The organism is Clostridia bacterium, assembly GCA_035628995.1.
GTDB lineage: Bacteria > Bacillota > Clostridia > Lutisporales > Lutisporaceae > BRH-c25.
On sequence record DASPIR010000030.1, the window covers coordinates 75591 to 95284 of the forward strand.

A 19694-nucleotide genomic window follows, 5' to 3' on the forward strand; every position below is an offset into this window, starting at 1 on the left:
ATGAAAGCCAAGAAAAGCGCTAGAGTGATTGCAGTGCTGCTGTCGTGCATGCTGCTTCTGACGGGCTGCTGGGATAAAATTGAGATAGAAGATAGGCTTTTTGTGTTGGCCATCGGAATTGACAAGACAAAGGAAACGGAGAAGAAGACTCCGGAGGACAGATATACGCTTTCCTTCGTATCTCCAGTGGTGGATCAGGTGAAAGAGGGTCCGGGGCCAGCCTTCAAAACATACAAGACGGTGAACAATACTGTTATAATGTCAGTGTCGCAGCTTATGGAGAGGTTTTCGCAGAAGCAGTTTTTCGGGCATACCAAGGCTATCTTCTTCGGCGAGGACGTAATGAAGGATGAGGAGCTTCTTAAAGGGGTGATAGATGGTGTATCAAGATACCCCGAGCTGCATAACAGTATGTATGCATACATAGTGCCCAGCCGTGCAGAGGATGTGTTCAAGGTGAAGCCGATGTTTGACAAGCTGCTTATGCCATACATTACCGGAATAACTGAAAATAGTGATTACACCTCCAGGATTTTGAAGCTGAGTCTTGCGGATATGGTAATAAAGCTGGCAGACCAGAAAGGCAGCGTTGTCATACCGGAAATCATACCGGACAAGGATGAGGTAAAGATGAACGGGGCGGGAGTTATCAAGGAATATAAGTTTATAGGATACCTTGGGGACCAGGAGGTTGCGGTATATAATTGGCTTACGGATAAAGCTGAAGGAGGAAATATATCAGTAGAGTATGAGGATGTATCGGTGGCATTCCGGCACTTTACTTTTAGAAGAGATATTAAACTATCAAAGGTTGAGGGTGGAAAGATATACCTGGAGTATAAAATGGAAACCGAAGGCAGTATTGAAGAATATATGATGGGCAAAAGAATACTTGATGATGCCGTTTTAAAGGAGGTTGAGACGGAAATAGAAAAAAGGCTGGAAGGCGAAAGCGAAAAGCTTGTAAAGAAGTTTCAGCAGGAATTCCGTGTGGACCTTATTGGAGCAAGGGACTATCTGAGCAAGCATCAGCCGAAGCTTTTCAAAACAATAGAAAAAGACTACGATAAATACTTTACGGACAGCATTGTAATTAATGTAAATGCGGATGTCCACATTAGAAGAGTCGGTCTAATTAAGTAGGGGCAGGTTTTCGTGCACGCCCGATGAATAAATCCTTCAAAACATGGCAATGAATAAGATAAATGAAAGTGTTTGGAGGATTAGGGATATGAAATTCAAAATAAGCAAATATTTTAAATATAAAATAGGTATTTTTTTACTTGCAACGTTCTTCATCTTCGGAGTTCTTGTCAGTATTTACATAAATACTGATAGAGAGCTGGCGGATGTGTCTGATAAAATAATCAGGCTGCATGTGGTTGCCAACAGCGATTCACCGGAGGATCAGCAGCTTAAGCTTCAGGTGAGGGATAAGGTAATTAACACCATGAGCGGAAGATTCGAGGGGCTTAAGGATATTGCAGAAGTAAAAAGTACTATAGAGGGAAGCCTGGGGGAAATAGAAACTATTGCCAGGGGAGCCATTAATGAGAATGGCAAGCTCTATGATGTCAAAGCTGTTTTCGCAAAGACTGATTTTCCAACAAAAGTATACGGAAACCTTACGCTTCCTGCGGGGTCTTATCAAGCCTTGAATATCGTAATTGGGGAAGGGGAAGGCAAAAACTGGTGGTGTGTCATGTTTCCGCCCTTATGCTTCATAGATGTTGCCCACGGGGTAGTACCCGAAAAAACCATGAAGGAGCTTAAGGAATCATTGACAGATGAGGAGTATAGACTACTTCTTTCCTCCAGAACAGAAGAAGAAATACCAGTGAAGCTCAGGTTCAAAATTGTCGAGTTGGCAAAGAGCATGAACCTAAAAATTGCCAAAATGAGTAACAGAAACTAAAAAGTAAATTAAACTATAAGCTAATCAATGAATAAAACACCTCTTGTTACAAAAAATAATAACAGGAGGTGTTTTTATTGTTTAGAAAGAGATTCAAGAGACTGATTCCTTTTATAATTATAGTATTCATATATGCTGGCTTTGGAGGTTGGATATACAGCAACTATATGACCTCTCAGATCAGTGATGATGCCGGATCGATACTTTTGAAATGGGGCTCCAGAGGTGCTGAAGTTAAAGAAGTACAGACGAGATTGAAAAATTGGGGCTTTTACAAAGGGAGGGTAGATGGAATATATGGCTGGAGAACATCGGTTGCGGTAAAAGCCTTTCAGAAGAAGCACGGGCTTAAAGCGGACGGGGTGGTAGGAAATGCGACGGCAAAGGCTCTTGGTATCAGGACAGGTGCCAAAACAGCAGCCAAAACAACTGCCAGAAAAGGTACATCAAGAAGCAATGAAGCCTATACCCTTGCCCAATGCATTCATGGGGAGGCCAGAGGCGAATCATATACCGGGCAGGTAGCCGTAGGTGCAGTTATCTTGAACAGAGTGGATGACCCCAGGTTTCCCAAAACGATTGCCGGTGTGATATTTCAGCCTGGTGCTTTTACAGCTGTAGATGACGGGCAGATGTTTCAGCCTCCGGGTGACAGTGCTCTGAAAGCTGCAAAAGATGCGCTGAATGGCTGGGACCCTTCAGGAGGAGCGCTATACTACTATAACCCGGCAAAAACAACCAATAAATGGATTTGGTCGAGGCCTATCATAAAGGTGATAGGAAAGCATTACTTCTGTAAATAATGTCCCTTCCAGGCAAAATATTGCCTGTCAGCGGTGCAGCCTTGCTGCACGAATGGACTAAATTAAGGAAAACGTTTCGCACATTTTGAAATCATTTTAAAAGGTTTAGTGCGAAACATATAGGAGGGAAAGCTATGAAACTATTTAAAATGCAGCTGAGCAGAAAACAGTACCATAAAGTGATGGTGGTGTTTGCTGCGGCTTTGATACTTACAGGTTTCTTTGGGTATAACACTTACACCGAGAAGAAGCAATATCAGACCTTTTTGCAGAACAACTACCAGAGGTCCTTCAGAGAACTTGTGACAAACGTGGAAAACATCAAGCTGCTGCTGGAAAAGGCTGAAGTATCAGCATCTCCGCTGCAGAGCAACGCTTTAATGTCCCAGACCTGGATGCAGTCCTATTCCGCAGCGGAAAACCTGGGACAGCTGCCTATAACCCATGTTGCACTAAGCAAGACGGAAAAATACCTGAACCAGGTAAGTGATTACAGCTACAGTCTTTCCAGAACCAATGCGCAGAATAAGACCATCAGTGATAAGGAAATGGATCAGGTTTCAAAGCTTAGGGGCTATGCCGGGGATTTGCTGGAGCAGCTCCATGGCATGGAGGAGGACGTAGCTCAGGGGAAAATAAGGTTCGGTGAAATCCGAAAACAGGGAAGGCTTGCGCTGAAAAGAGCATCCAAGGATGCAGTGGAAGTCAAGTTCGGAAACATGGAGGATAAGTTCAGCAACTACCCATCGATGATTTATGATGGTCCCTTTTCTGACAATATCATAGAAGGCAAGCCAAAAGCCTTGGAGGGAGAAGACATAAACCTGGAAAAAGCAAAGGAAAAGGCAAAAAAATTCGTTGGGGCGGATAAGACAGGCAAAATTATTGAAACCAGCTCTGGGAAAGGCAAAATACATACTTTTGGCTTGGAGGTCACTCCGAAGGATAACGATAAAGGTAAAGCAATAAGTATAGATATAACCAAAAAAGGCGGATTACCACTGTGGATGCTGAATCCCAGAGAGATACCGGAGAAGAAGCTGACAGACCAGAAGGCAAGTGATATAGCACAGAAGTTCCTAAAGGAACAGGGCTTTGGAGACCTTACAGAGACATATTTTCTAAAAAATGACAACACTACTACGATAACCTATATTGGAGTTACGAAAGAGGGTGTCCTAATATACCCGGATTTGCTTAAAGTTAAGGTCGCCCTTGATAATGGCGAAATAGTAGGTTTCGATGCCTATCAGTATATAATGTCTCATAGGAAGCGTGATATTCCGAAACCCAAGCTTACTGAGGAGGAGGCAAAGAAGAAGATCAGCCAGAGACTTAAAATAGAAAGAGTTAAGCTGGCTATAATCCCGCTGCCTGGCGATAAGGAACAGCTTTGCTACGAATTTAAAGGAAAGTATAACCAGTCTGACTACTTCGTATATGTTAATGCAGATACAGGGTATGAAGAGAACATACTTAAAATAATAAAGGATGAAGATGGAACACTCACACAGTAATGCGCAGATAACCACATATTACTTCACATAAGCCCGCTAAAAATGCAGAAAATATAGATGTACAGCTGAGTCAAACGCAAGATTTAAATTTATTTCAAAAAACGCGATAAGATTTGCTGTATAAGGAGGAATAGCTATGAGTAGGAATAGAGGACTTATGTCAGATAATCTAAAAACCGAAATAGCTAGAGAACTCGGTGTTGACGATATAGTGAGGACAGAAGGATGGGGTGGAGTATCCTCAAGGGATTGTGGCAATATAGTCAGGACAGCGATTGAAATAGCCGAAAGAAGCTTAAGCGGCAGCAGATAACAGACAAAACCGGGTCAGACCAATAAGTTGGTCTGGACCCGGCTTTTTTTGTTTGATTAATAATATGTGAGAGAGTAGAATAATAATATAATGCACCAAAAAATAAATTTTATGGAAAAGCTGCGTTAGTCGTCATTCTGAGCGCAGTGAAGAATCTTATTAATTGAATAGCTTGGAGGTTAATCAATGAATAACAAATTAAATGTTGCTGTGGTATTCGGCGGGAAGTCAGGAGAGCATGAAGTGTCCCTTATGTCTGCAACCAATGTAATAAAAGCGATGGATAAAGAAAAATACAACATATACATGATTGGAATAACAAAACAGGGCAAATGGATGGCATACAATGGAGAAGTGGGTAAGATAGCAGATGGCAGCTGGGAGAAAGAAGCGGCGGGTATGGGCAGAGATGAGACAATTAATCTGCTTTTTTCCGGTTTGTTCAACGGTGGCGGCGAAAGCATAATTGATGTGGTGTTCCCGGTACTGCATGGCCCTAATGGAGAAGACGGTACTATACAGGGACTTTTTGAGATGCTTGATGTTCCCTATGTTAGCTGCGGAGTTATGGCATCGTCTCTTGGAATGGATAAAGGACTCTCAAAGCAGCTTTTCAAGGATGCCGGGCTTGCGGTAGGCGAATATACAGTGATCTTGAAGGCGGCGGTTGAGAAGGATATGAATTCAGTTACCAGCATGGTGGAAGATAAATTTGTTTATCCTGTATTCATAAAGCCGGTCAATATGGGTTCCAGTGTGGGTATCACAAAAGCACACAACAGGGAAGAATTGGCCAAAGGCTTAATAGAGGCATGCAAGTATGACAGGAAGGTAATGATAGAAGAAAACATCAATTGCAGGGAGTTTGAATGTGCTGTGCTGGGAAACAACGACCCTGTGGCCTCGGGAATTGGGGAAGTTATCCCCAGCCACGAGTTTTACGATTATGTGGCAAAGTATTTTGACGACGGCAAGTCGGTGGTGGTTATTCCGGCAGAGCTCCCCGAAAACAAAGTCAATGAGCTAAGAGAAGCTGCGGTCAAAGCTTACAAAGCGTTGGATTGCGCTGGAATGTCCAGAGTGGACTTTTTTATGGAGAAGGAGACGGGAAAGATACTTATTAATGAAATAAATACTATCCCAGGCTTCACCAAAATAAGTATGTACCCTAAGCTTTGGGATGCAGCCGGAGTCAGCTACAGCAAGCTAATCGACAAGCTAATAGAACTGGCTATCGACAGATACAACGAGTAGGAACGACGCCCTCGTCGTTTCGTGATGATACAAAGGAGAATATCAAATGGGATACAAGCTTGTTCATGTGAAAGGCAATACCTACTACTTGGATGGAGCAGCAAAGATAGGCATAATAAAAAATGTTGATAATCCATTCAAAAGTATAGTCGTAGATACGGGACTAGACGATGATGCGGGAAGACGTCTAATGAAAATAATGCAGGAAAACGGCATGGGGGTTGGAACGATAATAAATACCCACTCCCATGCCGATCACTGTGGCGGCAATGATATAGTAAAAAGCAGGACGGACTGTAAAATATATTCCCCTCCTTTTGATAAAGGAATCATTGAATATCCTGAGCTGGAACCCTTTTACCTCTATTCAGCCTATCCGCTCAAGGAGCTGGACACGAAGTTCCTAAAAGCAAAAGGGACAAAGGTTGATTATATACTGGAAAAGGGACAGGTAAATATAGACGGAGTTATGCTTGATATAGTGCCGCTGCATGGTCATACCCCTGCAATGATTGGGGTTGCTACTTCTGATGGTGTGCTGTTTGCCGGAGACTCCTACTTTTCAAAGAGCATATTGGGAAAACACGGGCTTCCATATTTTACGGGGATCGGGGAGGCTATAAACACTCTTGAAAGCTTGAAGTCCATGGATTATGATTACTATGTGCCCAGCCATGGAGAGGCCTTGACAGACCCTGTGGAAACACTGGATGAAAACATAGAGCTTCTTATGGATATAATGGAGTACATAACTGATATTTGCAGCAAGGCTTTGGACCGGGAGGAAATCGTAGCACATATGGTTGGAAGATATGAAATCAAGCAAACAATACCACAGTACTACCTTGCTGTTTCAACCGCTTCAGCCTTTTTGTCCCACATGTCCAATGAAGGAATGCTTACTACATTATTTGAAGATAATAAGCTTAAATTTGTAAGAAGATAGGTACGAGAGGACGGGTACCACTGAACACACTGAAACCCACTGAAGACACGGCTGGGATATATAATTTTTCCGTGCAATTCCGTGGAACATCCGTGTAATTCCGTGGTATACGGACCCTTGCTCCAAAGTCTAGACCCCAAAACACTCGTAACTCGTAACGCGGAACAGAAAAGCCGAAAGGATTTGATTTTATGACTAGAGCTCTTGCGTTGATCTCCGGAGGACTTGACAGTATATTGGCTGCAAAGCTGATTAAGATGCAAGGTATTGAGGTAATTGGAATTTGCTTTGCTTCCGCATTTTTCGGATCAAAAAATGGCGAAAGAATGGCTGCACAAATAGACATGCCCTTGAGAGTAGTTGATTTTACAGAAGATCATCTGGTCATGACAAAACACCCCAAGCACGGATATGGGAAAAACATGAACCCCTGTATTGACTGTCATGCAATGATGCTGAAGTATGCGGGCAATTTGCTTGCGGAGCTTAAAGGCGACTTTTTGATTACCGGGGAAGTACTCGATCAAAGGCCAATGTCTCAGAATAAAAAGTCATTGGGCATAGTGCAAAAGGAGTCCGGCTTTGAAGAGAAGATATTAAGACCGCTTTGTGCATTGAATCTAGAGCCTACACAGATGGAAATAGACGGCCTTGTTGATAGGACAAGCCTCCTGGGTATAAGCGGCAAGTCAAGGAAGCCGCAAATAGAGCTTGCCAGGAAGTTGGGAATCAAGGATTATCCTTCTCCTGCGGGAGGATGCATGCTTACGGAGCCGCAATTTGCCAACCGCCTCAGAGATTTGTACAAGCACGGCAAAGAAAGTGTGAAGCCTGTGGACATACAGCTTCTAAAGCTTGGCAGGCATTTGCGGGTTTCGCCGACCCTAAAAGTTGTATGCACAAGAGATGAAAATGAATACGAGCTTCTTAATAAAATTTTGAAGGATGAGTATATAATATTTGATACGGAAGATTGTACCGGTTCGACTGTCGTAGCTGCACCCTCGCCGGGATGCACGATTACCCATGAGGATATGGTATTTGCCGCTTCGGTTGCTGCAAGGTACAGTAAAGAAAGAGAAAAGGAAAGCGTAAGAATAAAATTCAGCAAAAAAAGTGATACTGAACATGAATACATGCAAGTAAAGCCAATCAGTGATGAAGAAATAAGGAAGTATTTGCTGTAGACTCGAGACACGAGACTCGAGATTTGAGGAGTAGGGGCGAACAGTGTTCGCCCAAATAGGCTCCGAAGACTTTTCTTAAAGCACGTGGCACGAGGCACGTAGCACGAGGCATAAAAAGGAATGATGAATTCATGAGCAATGGAATCCCAATAAAACTACATATAAAATCCTCTCAGTCTGACTGCAATGGCACTATGGACAGCATGGAGTTTTATACCGAGGGTAAATATTATGAAAAGCAGGACAGCAAATACTTTAGTTATCAGGAGTCCGAGATATCAGGACTGGAGGGTACCGCCACCGTGCTTAAGCTGGGGAAGGAAGAAGCTGTGCTTATAAGAAGTGGAGCCTTAAGCTCCAAAATGACTTTCCGTATAGGCTGTGAGACAGAAAACGCATACAGTACAGAATATGGAGTATTTGACTTATCAATACTGACGCATAAGATTGATATAAATATTTGTAATAGCATGGTCAATGGTGTATACTTGAGCTACGGGCTCAGGATAAACGCCGGGGAAGTCTACACAAATGAAATGACCATAAAGATATCGTATAATTGATGATTTAAAAACAGCAGGTGGCAGAATACCTGCTTTTAATATAAGCCTTATGCCGAATAATCGGCAGCATTATTGATGCGTGACAGCCCTAAATCAAATTGGTTTAAGAAAGGGGAAGCTAGCTTGCTGAATTCTTTATTCAAGGAAAATATTGAAGATATATTAGATAATATTGAAGAGGGTATACACATTGTCGATAGTACAGGGAAAATTGTATACTACAATAAATTCGCAGCGGAATTGGATAATATAAATCCGGAGGATGCTTTGGGAAGAAATATACTGGAGATATATCCTTCTCTAACAGAGGATACCAGTACCATACTTAAGACAATAAAGTCAGGGAAGCCAATTCTTAATTATCAGCAGGCTTTTAAAAACTACAAAGGAGTTCATATAACTACCGTTAATTCAACCATACCGATAATTTCAGGTAAGCGTATCATTGGTGCACTTGAGGTTTCAAGAGATATTACTGAGGTCAAGAAGCTTTCCGAAAAGCTTGTAGATTTGCAAGCAGAGCTTTTAAGGGATGCGAAGGTTGAAAAAGTCTATGATGGAAGCAAGGCGTTTTTCAATTTTGGAGATATAATCGGTACATCGGAAGTCATGCTGAAGCTCAAGAAGGATGCTTTGACAGTGTCTGCATCGCCATCACCGATTATGATATACGGCGAAACCGGTACAGGTAAGGAACTGCTTGTCCATGCCATACACAATGCAAGCTCCAGAAGGGATAAGCCTTTCATTGCCCAAAATTGTGCGGCACTTCCAGAGACTTTGCTTGAAAGCATACTTTTTGGCACAATCAAAGGCAGCTTCACTGGAGCGGAAACAAGACCGGGGCTTTTTGAAATAGCTAATGGAGGAACCTTGTTCCTGGATGAGATCAATTCCATGTCTCTGCAGCTGCAGGCAAAGCTTCTGAGAGTTATACAGGACGGAAATGTGAGAAGAGTCGGTGATACAAGAACCATTCACGTGGATGTGCGCATAGTGACTGCTATAAATATTGACCCCAGGCAGGCACTTCAGGATAAGACTCTGAGGGATGACCTATTCTTCCGTTTGAGCGTAATTTCGATTAAAATGCCTGCATTAAGAGAAAAGAGAGAAGATATAAATCTGCTCATAGAGCACTTTATCAAGAAGTACAACAAGCGGCTGCACAAAAATGTCAAGCATGTCAGTGATGATGTGGAGGAATTTTTTATGAGCTACCCCTGGCCTGGTAATGTAAGGGAACTGGAACATTCCATTGAAGGTGCCATGAACATCGCAGAAGGGGATACAATTGACAGCAAATGCCTGCCCTATTACTTGGGAGAGATATTCACCAAATCCCGGTCAACTCAAGAGGATCACGAGATCAAATCCTTGAAGGAAACGCTGTACAATCTTGAAAGGAACCTTATAGAGAAGGCATTGAAAAAGAGTGAAGGCAACATAACAAGGGCAGCAGAGATGCTTGATGTGCCAAGGCAGACACTTCAGTACAAAATAGGCAAATACAATATCAAAATGTATGACGCCGGATTTTAGGCAACAGCATCGCTAATTTCAAAAAAAACGGTAAATATTTTGAAAAGCACACATTCTAAATGAGTGCTTTTTTATTTATTGTAAGCGAGATATGCAAGCGGTGTGCGGCTTCTGGCGTGTATGCTCATAGAAAATCATCAGAAGCGCTGTACTTGGCATACAACTTGCAAATGTTAAAAATGTAACAAGCTCATTAGAGCGTAGGGGTGAACACTGTTCGCCCACCCAATATAAGTAATTGTATTTGATTAAGGAGGAAAAAGACACATGAAAAAGGGATGCAAATTTGGTACTCACAGGGTTATAGAACCGGTTGGCGTATTGCCGCAGCCAGCGAATAAAATTGATAACAACATGGATGAGATCTATGACAATGAAATACTTATCAATGTCCAGACCCTGAATATCGACTCTGCCAGCTTCACACAGATAGAAGAGCAGGCTCACGGAGACGAAAAGAAGATAGCTGAGATAATGCTGGGTATCGTGGAAAAGCAGGGCAAGCATAGGAACCCTGTTACAGGCTCCGGCGGGATGCTGATAGGTACAGTTGAAAAGATAGGTACTGCATTGGAAGGCACAACTGACTTAAAGGTTGGAGACAAGATAGCAACACTTGTATCGCTTTCGCTTACTCCTCTTAGAATTGATAAAATAAAGGAAATCAGAAAAGATATCGATCAGGTTGATATTGACGGAAAAGCAATACTTTTTGAAAGCGGAATATATGCAAAGCTTCCGACTGACATGCCGGAGAAGCTCGCACTTTCAGCTCTTGACGTAGCTGGTGCTCCAGCCCAAACAGCCAAGCTTGTTAAACCAGGAGACAAAGTTTTCATAATAGGCGCAGGCGGAAAGTCCGGAACACTATGCTGCTATGAAGCAAAGAGAAGAGCAGGAGTTACAGGCAAGGTTATAGGCTGCTGCGGAAGTCCCAAGAGTGCAGCAAGATTACAGAAGCTTGGAGTATGTGATGAAATATTCGTAGGCGATGCTACAAAGCCTGTAGAGATTATGAACAAGGTATCAGAGCTTACAAACGGAGAATTGGCTGATGTAACTATCAACTGCGTAAATATAAATGATACCGAGATGACAAGCATACTTGCTACAAAAAATATCGGCGTAGTATATTTCTTCAGCATGGCTACAAGCTTTACAAAAGCAGCTCTGGGCGCTGAAGGTGTAGGAAGCGATGTTACTATGATAATTGGAAACGGCTACACTAAGGGACACGCAGAGATCACTCTCCAGATACTTAGGGACAGCAAAGAATTGAGAGACCTTTTCACAGAGCTTTATGCGTAAGTAAAGTTATAAGGAGGCAGAAACATTGAGAAGCTATAAAGATATACCATTATGGAAGAATGTTACTCCAGAACAGTGGAACGACTGGAAATGGCAGGTAGCAAACAGAATAACAACAGTTGACCAGCTTAAGCAGGTAATAAACCTTACGCCTGGAGAAGAAGCGGGAGTAGATGAATGCTTGAAAACCTTAAGGGGAGCAATCACTCCATATTATGCATCCCTTATGGATCCTAACGACCCTAACTGTCCTATAAGGAAGCAGGCGGTGCCTAATTCACTGGAGCTCCACAAAGCAGATGCAGACATGCTGGACCCTCTTCATGAAGATGAAGATTCACCGGTGCCTGGTCTGACTCACAGATATCCCAACAGAGCGCTGCTGCTTATCACAGACCAGTGCTCAATGTACTGCAGACATTGTACAAGAAGAAGATTTGCAGGACAGCATGACGAACAGATGCCTATGGAAAGAATAGATAAGGCAATAGAATATATCAGAAATACACCTGTTATAAGAGACGTGCTTCTCTCAGGCGGGGACCCATTGCTTGTAAGTGATGACGTACTTGAATATATCATCAGCAAGCTTAGGGAAATCAAGCATGTTGAGATTGTGAGGCTTGGCTCAAGGACTCCTGTGGTTATGCCGCAGAGAATAACCGACGATTTGGTGAATATGCTTAAAAAATATCACCCAGTATGGCTTAATACTCATTTTAACCATCCTAAGGAAATTACTCCTGAAGCTGTTGCGGCTTGCAATAAGCTTGCTGATGCAGGTATTGTACTTGGCAACCAGTCAGTACTTCTAAGAGGAGTAAACGACTGTGTGCATATAATGAGAGACCTTGTACATGGACTTGTAAAAATGAGAGTAAGACCTTACTATATTTATCAGTGCGACCTTTCATTTGGTATAGAGCACTTCAGGACTACAGTATCAAAGGGAATTGAGATAATTGAAGGCCTTAGAGGACATACTTCCGGTTTTTGCGTGCCAACCTTCGTTGTTGATGCACCCGGAGGCGGCGGGAAAATACCTGTAATGCCCCAGTACTTAATTTCACAGAGTAAGAAGAAAGTAATTCTCAGGAACTTTGAAGGGGTTGTTACTACTTACACTGAGCCTGAGTATGTTGAAGAACCATGCACCTGCGAAGTATGCACAGGAAAGAAGGAAGACAGACTTTCCGGTGTTGCGGGACTGCTGGCTGGAAATGCATTAAACCTTGAACCAACGGAAATGCTTAGAAAAGAAAGAACAAAAGCAAGAGATAAGAAAGAAAGCAGCGGTGGATGCTGCTGCAGCGGCGGAAACTGCCACGAATAAATAATGTAGGGGCGAACAGTGTTCGCCCCTACATTCCGAAACCCAATAAAACTACAAAGACATGCTAAATGCACGTGGCACGAAGCACGTAGCACGAGGCAAAAATATAGGAGAATCCCATGAGCAGGACCCAGCTTATAGATTTGATTTATCCGCAAAACAAAATAGTTTCGATAGTGGGCACATCCAAGAATGCCGGCAAGACTGTGACCTTAAATGAGATAATCACTCAGGCCCGGTCCAAGGGAATAAGCTTGGGCTTGATTTCCACGGGCAGAGACGGAGAGAGAAAAGATGTGCTTACCGAAACAGAAAAGCCTCCTATCTTTGTTGGCCGCGGTACGATACTGACGACAGTGGAGAGCGCAATAAAAGGAGAGCATGCAGGGATAGAAATATTCAGGGTGACTGACTACAATACTCCAATAGGCAGAGTAGTACTTGGCCGTGCTGCTGAGGACGGATATGTGGAAATATCGGGTCCTCACTCATCGAAAACTATAAAGGAAATGTGCATTGAAATGCAAGGACTTGGAGCTGAGCTTATCCTTATTGATGGCTCCTTGGACAGGCGTTCCTCTGCAGCTCCTTATGTTTCTGACGGAACGGTTTTGGCGACAGGTGCTGCACTAGCGCGAAGCATAAATGGAGTAGTAGAAAAAACCATGCATTTAATAAATACCTACTCTGTGCCGATGATAGAAGAAGAGCATGTCAGGGATATTGCCTACGATGCTATAGATATGGGAAAGACAGCTGTGATTGCACTTGATGGCAGCGTTGACTATCTTGATACGGTGACCTCTCTTCAGTCAGGAGATATCATCGCGGAATACCTGAAGAGTGACACTGCCTATGTAGTATTGAGCGGCTCTGCAACTGCAGGTACCATAAAGGATATACTGCTGAACAGGAAGAGTGCTATTAAGATTATTGTAAAAGATTCTACCAGAATTTTCATACCTGCCGCAGAATTATATGTACTTCAAAGAATGGGTATGGAGCTTCAGGTAATGGAGAACATAAGCATCATTGCGGTGACAGTTAATCCGTATTCGCCTGAGGGCTATTATTTTGAGCCTTCCGAATTGCTTGAGGCTATGAAGAATGCGGTTCCTCACATACCCGTTTTTGATGTCGTACAGGGAGATTAGTTAATATGCTGATGGATGAAAAAACAAAAGCAATATTGGATTTTGAATGGGTGTTGGCTGAGCTGAACCCTATGACTCCCTTCGGCCAAAAACTGAAGAATAATATCAAGGCTTTTGAAGCTTGCGATAAGGAACGGCTTTTGGAAGAGTTGGACAGAATAGATGAGCTAAAGCAGCTCATAAATGTACAGAGAACTGTATTCGTTGATATAAGAACACACATGAGGCTTATCAAGGACATAAGGAAGTCGGTGGAAAGATGTATAGCCGGCGGGGTATTGAGTACTGTAGAGTTCTTTGAACTGAAGAACTTCATTTATCTGGTAAAATCAATTTCTGAAAGTCAGAAAACACTGCAATGGGCTATGCCAGACAAGTATGTGGTAAATGAGCTTCAATGGGTCGAGGCTGTACTTGACCCTGAAAAGACGGGCATAAAAACCTTTTATATTTATGACAACTACTCGGCTGCTTTGTCTGAAATAAGGAAAAAGAAGGCATCCTGCGAACATAAGCTGGACATTTTAAAGAAGAAAACCATAAAAGAAGCTGAAGAAAAGCTGGGTATGTCTGTAAGATCCAATGGCGAAATAACAGTGAGCAAGAGTCAGGCTGATTTGATAAAGAAGCTTAATGGTAACAGCATGCTGCAGGCTTTGGGAGAAACATATATTAATGTGACTTACAGGGTCAGACCAAGTGAAGACATGCTGATACTGATGAAAGGCATCGAGGCTATGAAGGGTGAGGAAACCATAGAGGAGACGCTCATACTTGAGAAGCTTTCGGAGCAGATAGCGGACAGGGGCAGTGAGATATTGACGGTCATGGCTGCTATTGCGGAATTTGACCTTATAGTTGCAAAGGCATATCTTGCCAACAGCTACAATGGGGTGAAGCCATTGATATGCGATGCTGCAAGGCTTGTGATGGTTAATGGCAGACATCCGCTGGTAGAGGCAGGACTCAGAAAGAAAGGCAAGTCCTTTACTCCCATAAGTGTAAGCCTGGATCGAGGGGTGGCACTTATTACAGGAGCAAATATGGGAGGCAAGACAATATCTTTGAAAATGATCGGTTTGCTGGCTGCGATGGCCCAGTACGGTTTTCTCGTGCCTGCAGAGCATATGGAAGTTGGTATGAATTCATATATATATATTTCTGCAGGGGATGAACAGTCAATAGATCTGGGGCTCAGCACCTTCGGCGCTGAGATTCGATCGGTGAAGGAAGCACTCATGAAGTCCGGTGAACAAGGGCTGGTGCTTATAGATGAATTGGCCAGGGGAACAAACCCCCATGAAGGCTACGCAATTTCAAAGGCGATAATAAGCTATCTTGCAGAGAAGCCCTGTATAACTGTTATCACAACCCATTTTGACGGACTTGTCAGAGAAGGCGTTAAGTGCCTGCAGGTAAAGGGCTTGAGGGATATTGACTTTAAAAGTATAAAAGACCCTGATGCAATATCTGAGTACATGGACTACACCCTCATAGAAGTGGAAGGTGAATCCAAGGTTCCCCAGGATGCCATAAATATTTCCCGCTTGATGGGAGTGCCTGAGGAGATACTGCATGAGGCTGAAAAGATAATGGAGGATAATTAAATTCTGGTGCGAGGTACGAGGTGCGAGGAAAACCCCACGAACCACGAACCAGTAAACATGGAGGTGTTTACATGAGTAGTTTAAATCTTGACAGAAAACAGATAGACAGTGCAAGGGAATCAGCTAGAAACATAGCAGAAGATATGCAGAAATTCATTGATGTTCACACTACAGTCACAGTTGAAAGAACAATAGCAAGACTTTTTGGAGTTGATGGAGTTAATGATGTTGGGACACCACTTCCCAATGTAGTTGTAGAGAATATAAAGAACAACGGCGGCCTTAATATGGGAGCGGCATACTTCCTGACAAACGCAGTTTTGAATACAGGGCATACAACGCAAGAAATTGCTGAAAAAGTAGCTGCAGGAGAGCTGGATTTGACCAAGCTTGCTGCAAAGCCTGAAAAGGAAATCAAAGACAAGGCATATGAGCTGGCGATTAAAATGGTTGACAGGATAAAAGGCAACAGGAACAAGAGGGAAGAATATCTGAACACTATTGGAGAAGGCAGAAAGCCTTATTTATACGTTATTGTTGCTACAGGAAACATATACGAGGACGTAGTGCAGGCGCAGGCAGCTGCAAAGCAGGGCGCAGACGTAATAGCGGTAATAAGAACAACGGGACAGAGCCTTTTGGACTACGTGCCATTTGGAGCGACAACTGAAGGCTTCGGCGGAACCTATGCAACACAGGAAAACTTCAGGATAATGAGGAAAGCTCTTGACGAAGTAGGTCAGGAGGTTGGCAGATATATAAGACTCTGCAACTACTGTTCCGGGCTTTGCATGCCGGAAATCGCTGCAATGGGTGCTATGGAAAGACTTGATGTAATGCTCAATGATGCATTGTATGGAATACTTTTCAGAGACATCAACATGCAGAGAACCTTGGTAGATCAGAATTTCTCAAGAATAATAAATGGTTTTGCGGGCGTAATAATAAATACCGGCGAAGACAATTACCTCACAACTGCTGATGCAATTGAAGAGGCACATACTGTATTGGCTTCCCAGTTCATAAATGAACAGTTTGCCCTTAAGGCAGGAATACCTGAAGAGCAGATGGGCCTAGGCCATGCCTTTGAAATGGAGCCGGGCATTGAGAATGGCTTCCTATTGGAGCTGGCGCAGGCACAGATGGCAAGGGAAATATTCCCCAGGGCTCCTTTGAAATACATGCCTCCTACAAAGTACATGACAGGCAACATATTCAAGGGGCATATACAGGACGCTCTTTTCAACATGATATCCATATGGACGAATCAGGGAATACAGCTGCTTGGAATGATGACTGAAGCTATACACACGCCTTTCATGGCTGACAGGGCCCTCTCCATTGAGAATGCAAGATATATATTCAACAATATGAGAAATATTGGAGATGAAATCGAATTTAAAGAAGGTGGAATGATTCAGACTAGAGCTTCGGAAGTACTTGGTAAAGCTGCTGCGTTCTTAAAGGGCATTGAAGAAGAAGGACTTATGGCAACTTTGGAACAGGGTAAATTCGCAGGGGTCAAGAGAACCAGGACCGGCGGAAAAGGACTGGACGGAGTTACTCAGAAGGACGCAAAGTATCTGAATCCATTTATAGAATTGATGTTGGATAAATAAGAGGCGAAATTGGTTCGAGGTGCGAGGTGCGGGGTGCGAGGAGTAGGGGCGAACAGTGTTCGCCCGAATAAGCTACGAAGGCTTTTCTACCCCCCGAACCTCGAACCACGAACCTCGAACCAAAAAACAGGAGGTGTTTTGAATGAGCACGGGTTTGTATTCCATGAATAAAAGAGAATTTGATATAAACTTTGACCCCAAAAGAGTGAAACCCTATGGGGATACAATGAACGACGGAAAGGTGCAGTTGAGCTTTACGCTGCCCATAAAAGCCGATGAGCTGGCTGCAGAAGCCGCAAAGCTTTATGCAATGAAGATGGGTATACAGGAACCCAGCGTAGTGCATATGGCTGACCTGGGAGTCGGATACTCCTTCTTTGTAGTGTACGGAAGCTGCGTTCACACAATCGATGTGACTGATATAAAGGTTACTAAGGTTGAAAGCTCAGTAATGAGCATGACTGAAGTAGACGAATACATCAGAAAGAACATAAAGAGAAAGCTGGTTGTTGTTGGTGCCAGCACAGGTACCGACGCTCATACTGTTGGAATCGATGCGATAATGAACATGAAGGGCTATGCCGGACATTATGGCATTGAAAGGTACGAAATGGTAGAGGCTTACAACCTTGGAAGTCAAGTGCTTAATGAAGAGTTCATAAAGAAGGCTGTCGAGCTTAATGCCGATGCACTTCTGGTATCCCAGACAGTAACCCAGAAAAACGTACATGTGCAGAACATGACCAACTTAATTGAACTGCTTGAAGCAGAGGGCTTACGCGACAGGTTCATAGTAACCTGCGGAGGACCGAGAATATCCCATGAGCTTGCAAAGGAATTGGGGTATGACGCAGGCTTCGGAGCGGGAAGCTATGCTGAGGATGTAGCATCCTTCATAGTGCAGGAAATGGTAAGCAGAGGAATAAAATAAGAATAATATAGTATATCGAAAGCTGTCGGTTAGAACATAACCGGCAGCTTTTTTATATTGTCATTTACAAATCACATAAGAAAAAGGTCGATTTATCCGATATATATTGACATAAAATTACAAAATTAGTATAATCTGCAACATAATAATGAAAGTTTAAAAGGAGGTAATACAATGTTAAACAAATCAATCATTATGGGCAGACTTACTGCTGATGCTGATACAAAGACCTTCGACGAAAAGAAACGGGTATCGAACTTCACTCTGGCGGTTGACAGGGACTATTTAGACAATGAAAATAACAGGCCTACTGATTTTATCCAGATTGTTGCTTGGAACCTTCCGGAAAAGTTTATTGCAAAGTATCTTAAACAGGGTGAGCTTGTTTCTGTTGAAGGAAGGCTGCAAAGCAGGAAATATGAAAAGGAAGAGGTACACTTCGTAACAGAACTCTTTGCGGATAATGTGTATCCAACAAACTTTAAGAAGAGTGAATAGGGTTCAGCAATGAAAATGTGTCAGGCACTTAAGCTATGTTCTTTAATATTCACCCGAGGAGGTCGCAAAATGAAGAGGATTATACCAATAATTGTCACAATCGTAATTATGTGTTCTCTACTAATTGGTTCTGTATGTGCAGAGCCTGATTTGACCTTGAAATTTAAGGACGTAAAGGACGCGGATTGGTTTGCAGAAGCAGTTGGCAGACTCAATGCATTAGAGATAATAGACGGACTTCCAGGTGGTATATTCGGCCCGAAAGCTGAAGTAACCAGGGCACAATTCGTTAAAATGCTTGTACAAGCAATGGGCTATCAGAAGATAGACAGTATAAGCTTTGACGATATTAAACCACTTTCAACAAGAAAGGCCCATTGGGCTTCGGTATACATAGAAACAGCTTTAAGAAACGGTGTTATAGTTAAGGCTGAAACGGGTAATAACTTCTATCCTGAAACACCTATAACGAGAAAAGATATGGCTATGATGATGTACAGGGCATTAGAGCTTCAGCCATCAAAAGGGGAGAACCCTTTTGCAGACATCACAGAAGCTAATGAAGCATTTACAAGGTTATATGAAGAATACCTTATTAGAGGAACCTTAGAAGGCGGTAAGAGGATATTCAGGCCGGAGGGACTATCCACAAGGGCAGAAGCAGCAGTGGTTATCGCAAGGATGCTAGAGTATAAGGCTAACCCTGCGGAGTTCAAGCAGAAGGAAGATTTGAATGAAAAATTGAGAAACAGTACTTATACGGAAGAGGATCTTGAACTGAAAGCAAAGCTTGAGCTTGCTAAACAAGCCGAAGATAAGGAGTATATCCCGGAGCCGATTATAAAAGTGGAATATAACCCGGATGAATACGCATATGCCACTGCAACCCTAATAAATGCAGATGACTATGGCAGCGATGTAACCTTCGAGAATGTATGCATTAATTATCCTGCTCTTAATATGTGGGCAAGAGCGAACCTGTATGGTAAATATGTGGAAGTAGATATGACTAGGCCTTTTACTCCCAAAGAGGCTGAAGCAAGTTTTCTTGCTGTCCCCAAGCGCAATGCAAAACTTGCTAATAGTGATATTGTATATTACAATTACGACTTCCCTGTAGGGAAAAAGCTGAACTACAAAACAACTATATCTCGTGGCAAAGTTTCAAAGCAGATTTACCTTGTGCTTACCATACAATAGGTGG

General features: G+C 42.8%; 18 protein-coding genes. All 18 read left to right on the forward strand.

Going from position 1 to position 19694, the window contains the following annotated elements:
• Positions 1-1143 carry a Ger(x)C family spore germination protein gene (locus VEB00_13840; GenBank protein HYF84098.1) on the forward strand — a complete coding sequence of 381 codons (1143 nt, stop codon included), beginning with the start codon at positions 1-3 and terminating at the stop codon, positions 1141-1143.
• 88 nt (positions 1144-1231) lie between these two features.
• Positions 1232-1915: a stage II sporulation protein R gene (gene spoIIR / locus VEB00_13845; GenBank protein ID HYF84099.1), complete on the forward strand. Its 684-nt coding sequence runs from the start codon at positions 1232-1234 to the stop codon at positions 1913-1915.
• A gap of 77 nt (positions 1916-1992) precedes the next feature.
• Complete coding sequence (gene sleB, locus VEB00_13850) at positions 1993-2718, forward strand: spore cortex-lytic enzyme (protein HYF84100.1); 726 nt, start codon at positions 1993-1995, stop codon at positions 2716-2718.
• 134 nt (positions 2719-2852) lie between these two features.
• Positions 2853-4235 carry a germination protein YpeB gene (ypeB, locus tag VEB00_13855; protein ID HYF84101.1) on the forward strand — a complete coding sequence of 461 codons (1383 nt, stop codon included), beginning with the start codon at positions 2853-2855 and terminating at the stop codon, positions 4233-4235.
• A gap of 136 nt (positions 4236-4371) precedes the next feature.
• Positions 4372-4548, forward strand: coding sequence for a small, acid-soluble spore protein, alpha/beta type (locus VEB00_13860; protein ID HYF84102.1), 177 nt, complete (start codon positions 4372-4374; stop codon positions 4546-4548).
• A 186-nt stretch (positions 4549-4734) separates the two neighbouring features.
• A complete protein-coding gene (locus VEB00_13865; GenBank protein HYF84103.1) occupies positions 4735-5802 on the forward strand; it encodes a D-alanine--D-alanine ligase family protein in 1068 nt (355 codons plus the stop codon).
• Positions 5803-5848: 46 nt separating this feature from the next.
• The gene (locus tag VEB00_13870) at positions 5849-6748 is read left to right on the forward strand and encodes an MBL fold metallo-hydrolase (protein HYF84104.1); all 900 of its coding nucleotides are present in this window, start codon (positions 5849-5851) and stop codon (positions 6746-6748) included.
• Positions 6749-6939: 191 nt separating this feature from the next.
• On the forward strand, positions 6940-7935 hold the full coding sequence (locus tag VEB00_13875; protein HYF84105.1) for a tRNA 4-thiouridine(8) synthase ThiI: 996 nt from the start codon (positions 6940-6942) through the stop codon (positions 7933-7935).
• Positions 7936-8066: 131 nt separating this feature from the next.
• Positions 8067-8498, forward strand: a complete 432-nt coding sequence (locus VEB00_13880; GenBank protein ID HYF84106.1) for a DUF1934 domain-containing protein — start codon at positions 8067-8069, stop codon at positions 8496-8498.
• A 123-nt stretch (positions 8499-8621) separates the two neighbouring features.
• Positions 8622-10040: a sigma 54-interacting transcriptional regulator gene (locus VEB00_13885; GenBank protein HYF84107.1), complete on the forward strand. Its 1419-nt coding sequence runs from the start codon at positions 8622-8624 to the stop codon at positions 10038-10040.
• 267 nt (positions 10041-10307) lie between these two features.
• The gene (locus tag VEB00_13890; protein HYF84108.1) at positions 10308-11348 is read left to right on the forward strand and encodes an L-erythro-3,5-diaminohexanoate dehydrogenase; all 1041 of its coding nucleotides are present in this window, start codon (positions 10308-10310) and stop codon (positions 11346-11348) included.
• A gap of 25 nt (positions 11349-11373) precedes the next feature.
• Complete coding sequence (ablA, locus tag VEB00_13895) at positions 11374-12681, forward strand: lysine 2,3-aminomutase (GenBank protein HYF84109.1); 1308 nt, start codon at positions 11374-11376, stop codon at positions 12679-12681.
• Positions 12682-12800: 119 nt separating this feature from the next.
• Complete coding sequence (locus VEB00_13900; protein ID HYF84110.1) at positions 12801-13835, forward strand: hypothetical protein; 1035 nt, start codon at positions 12801-12803, stop codon at positions 13833-13835.
• 5 nt (positions 13836-13840) lie between these two features.
• A complete protein-coding gene (locus VEB00_13905; GenBank protein HYF84111.1) occupies positions 13841-15442 on the forward strand; it encodes a DNA mismatch repair protein MutS in 1602 nt (533 codons plus the stop codon).
• A 71-nt stretch (positions 15443-15513) separates the two neighbouring features.
• On the forward strand, positions 15514-17061 hold the full coding sequence (locus VEB00_13910; GenBank protein HYF84112.1) for a lysine 5,6-aminomutase subunit alpha: 1548 nt from the start codon (positions 15514-15516) through the stop codon (positions 17059-17061).
• 142 nt (positions 17062-17203) lie between these two features.
• A complete protein-coding gene (locus VEB00_13915; protein ID HYF84113.1) occupies positions 17204-17992 on the forward strand; it encodes an OAM dimerization domain-containing protein in 789 nt (262 codons plus the stop codon).
• 174 nt (positions 17993-18166) lie between these two features.
• A complete protein-coding gene (locus VEB00_13920; protein ID HYF84114.1) occupies positions 18167-18490 on the forward strand; it encodes a single-stranded DNA-binding protein in 324 nt (107 codons plus the stop codon).
• A gap of 69 nt (positions 18491-18559) precedes the next feature.
• The gene (locus tag VEB00_13925) at positions 18560-19690 is read left to right on the forward strand and encodes an S-layer homology domain-containing protein (protein HYF84115.1); all 1131 of its coding nucleotides are present in this window, start codon (positions 18560-18562) and stop codon (positions 19688-19690) included.
• Positions 19691-19694: the final 4 nt, after the last annotated feature.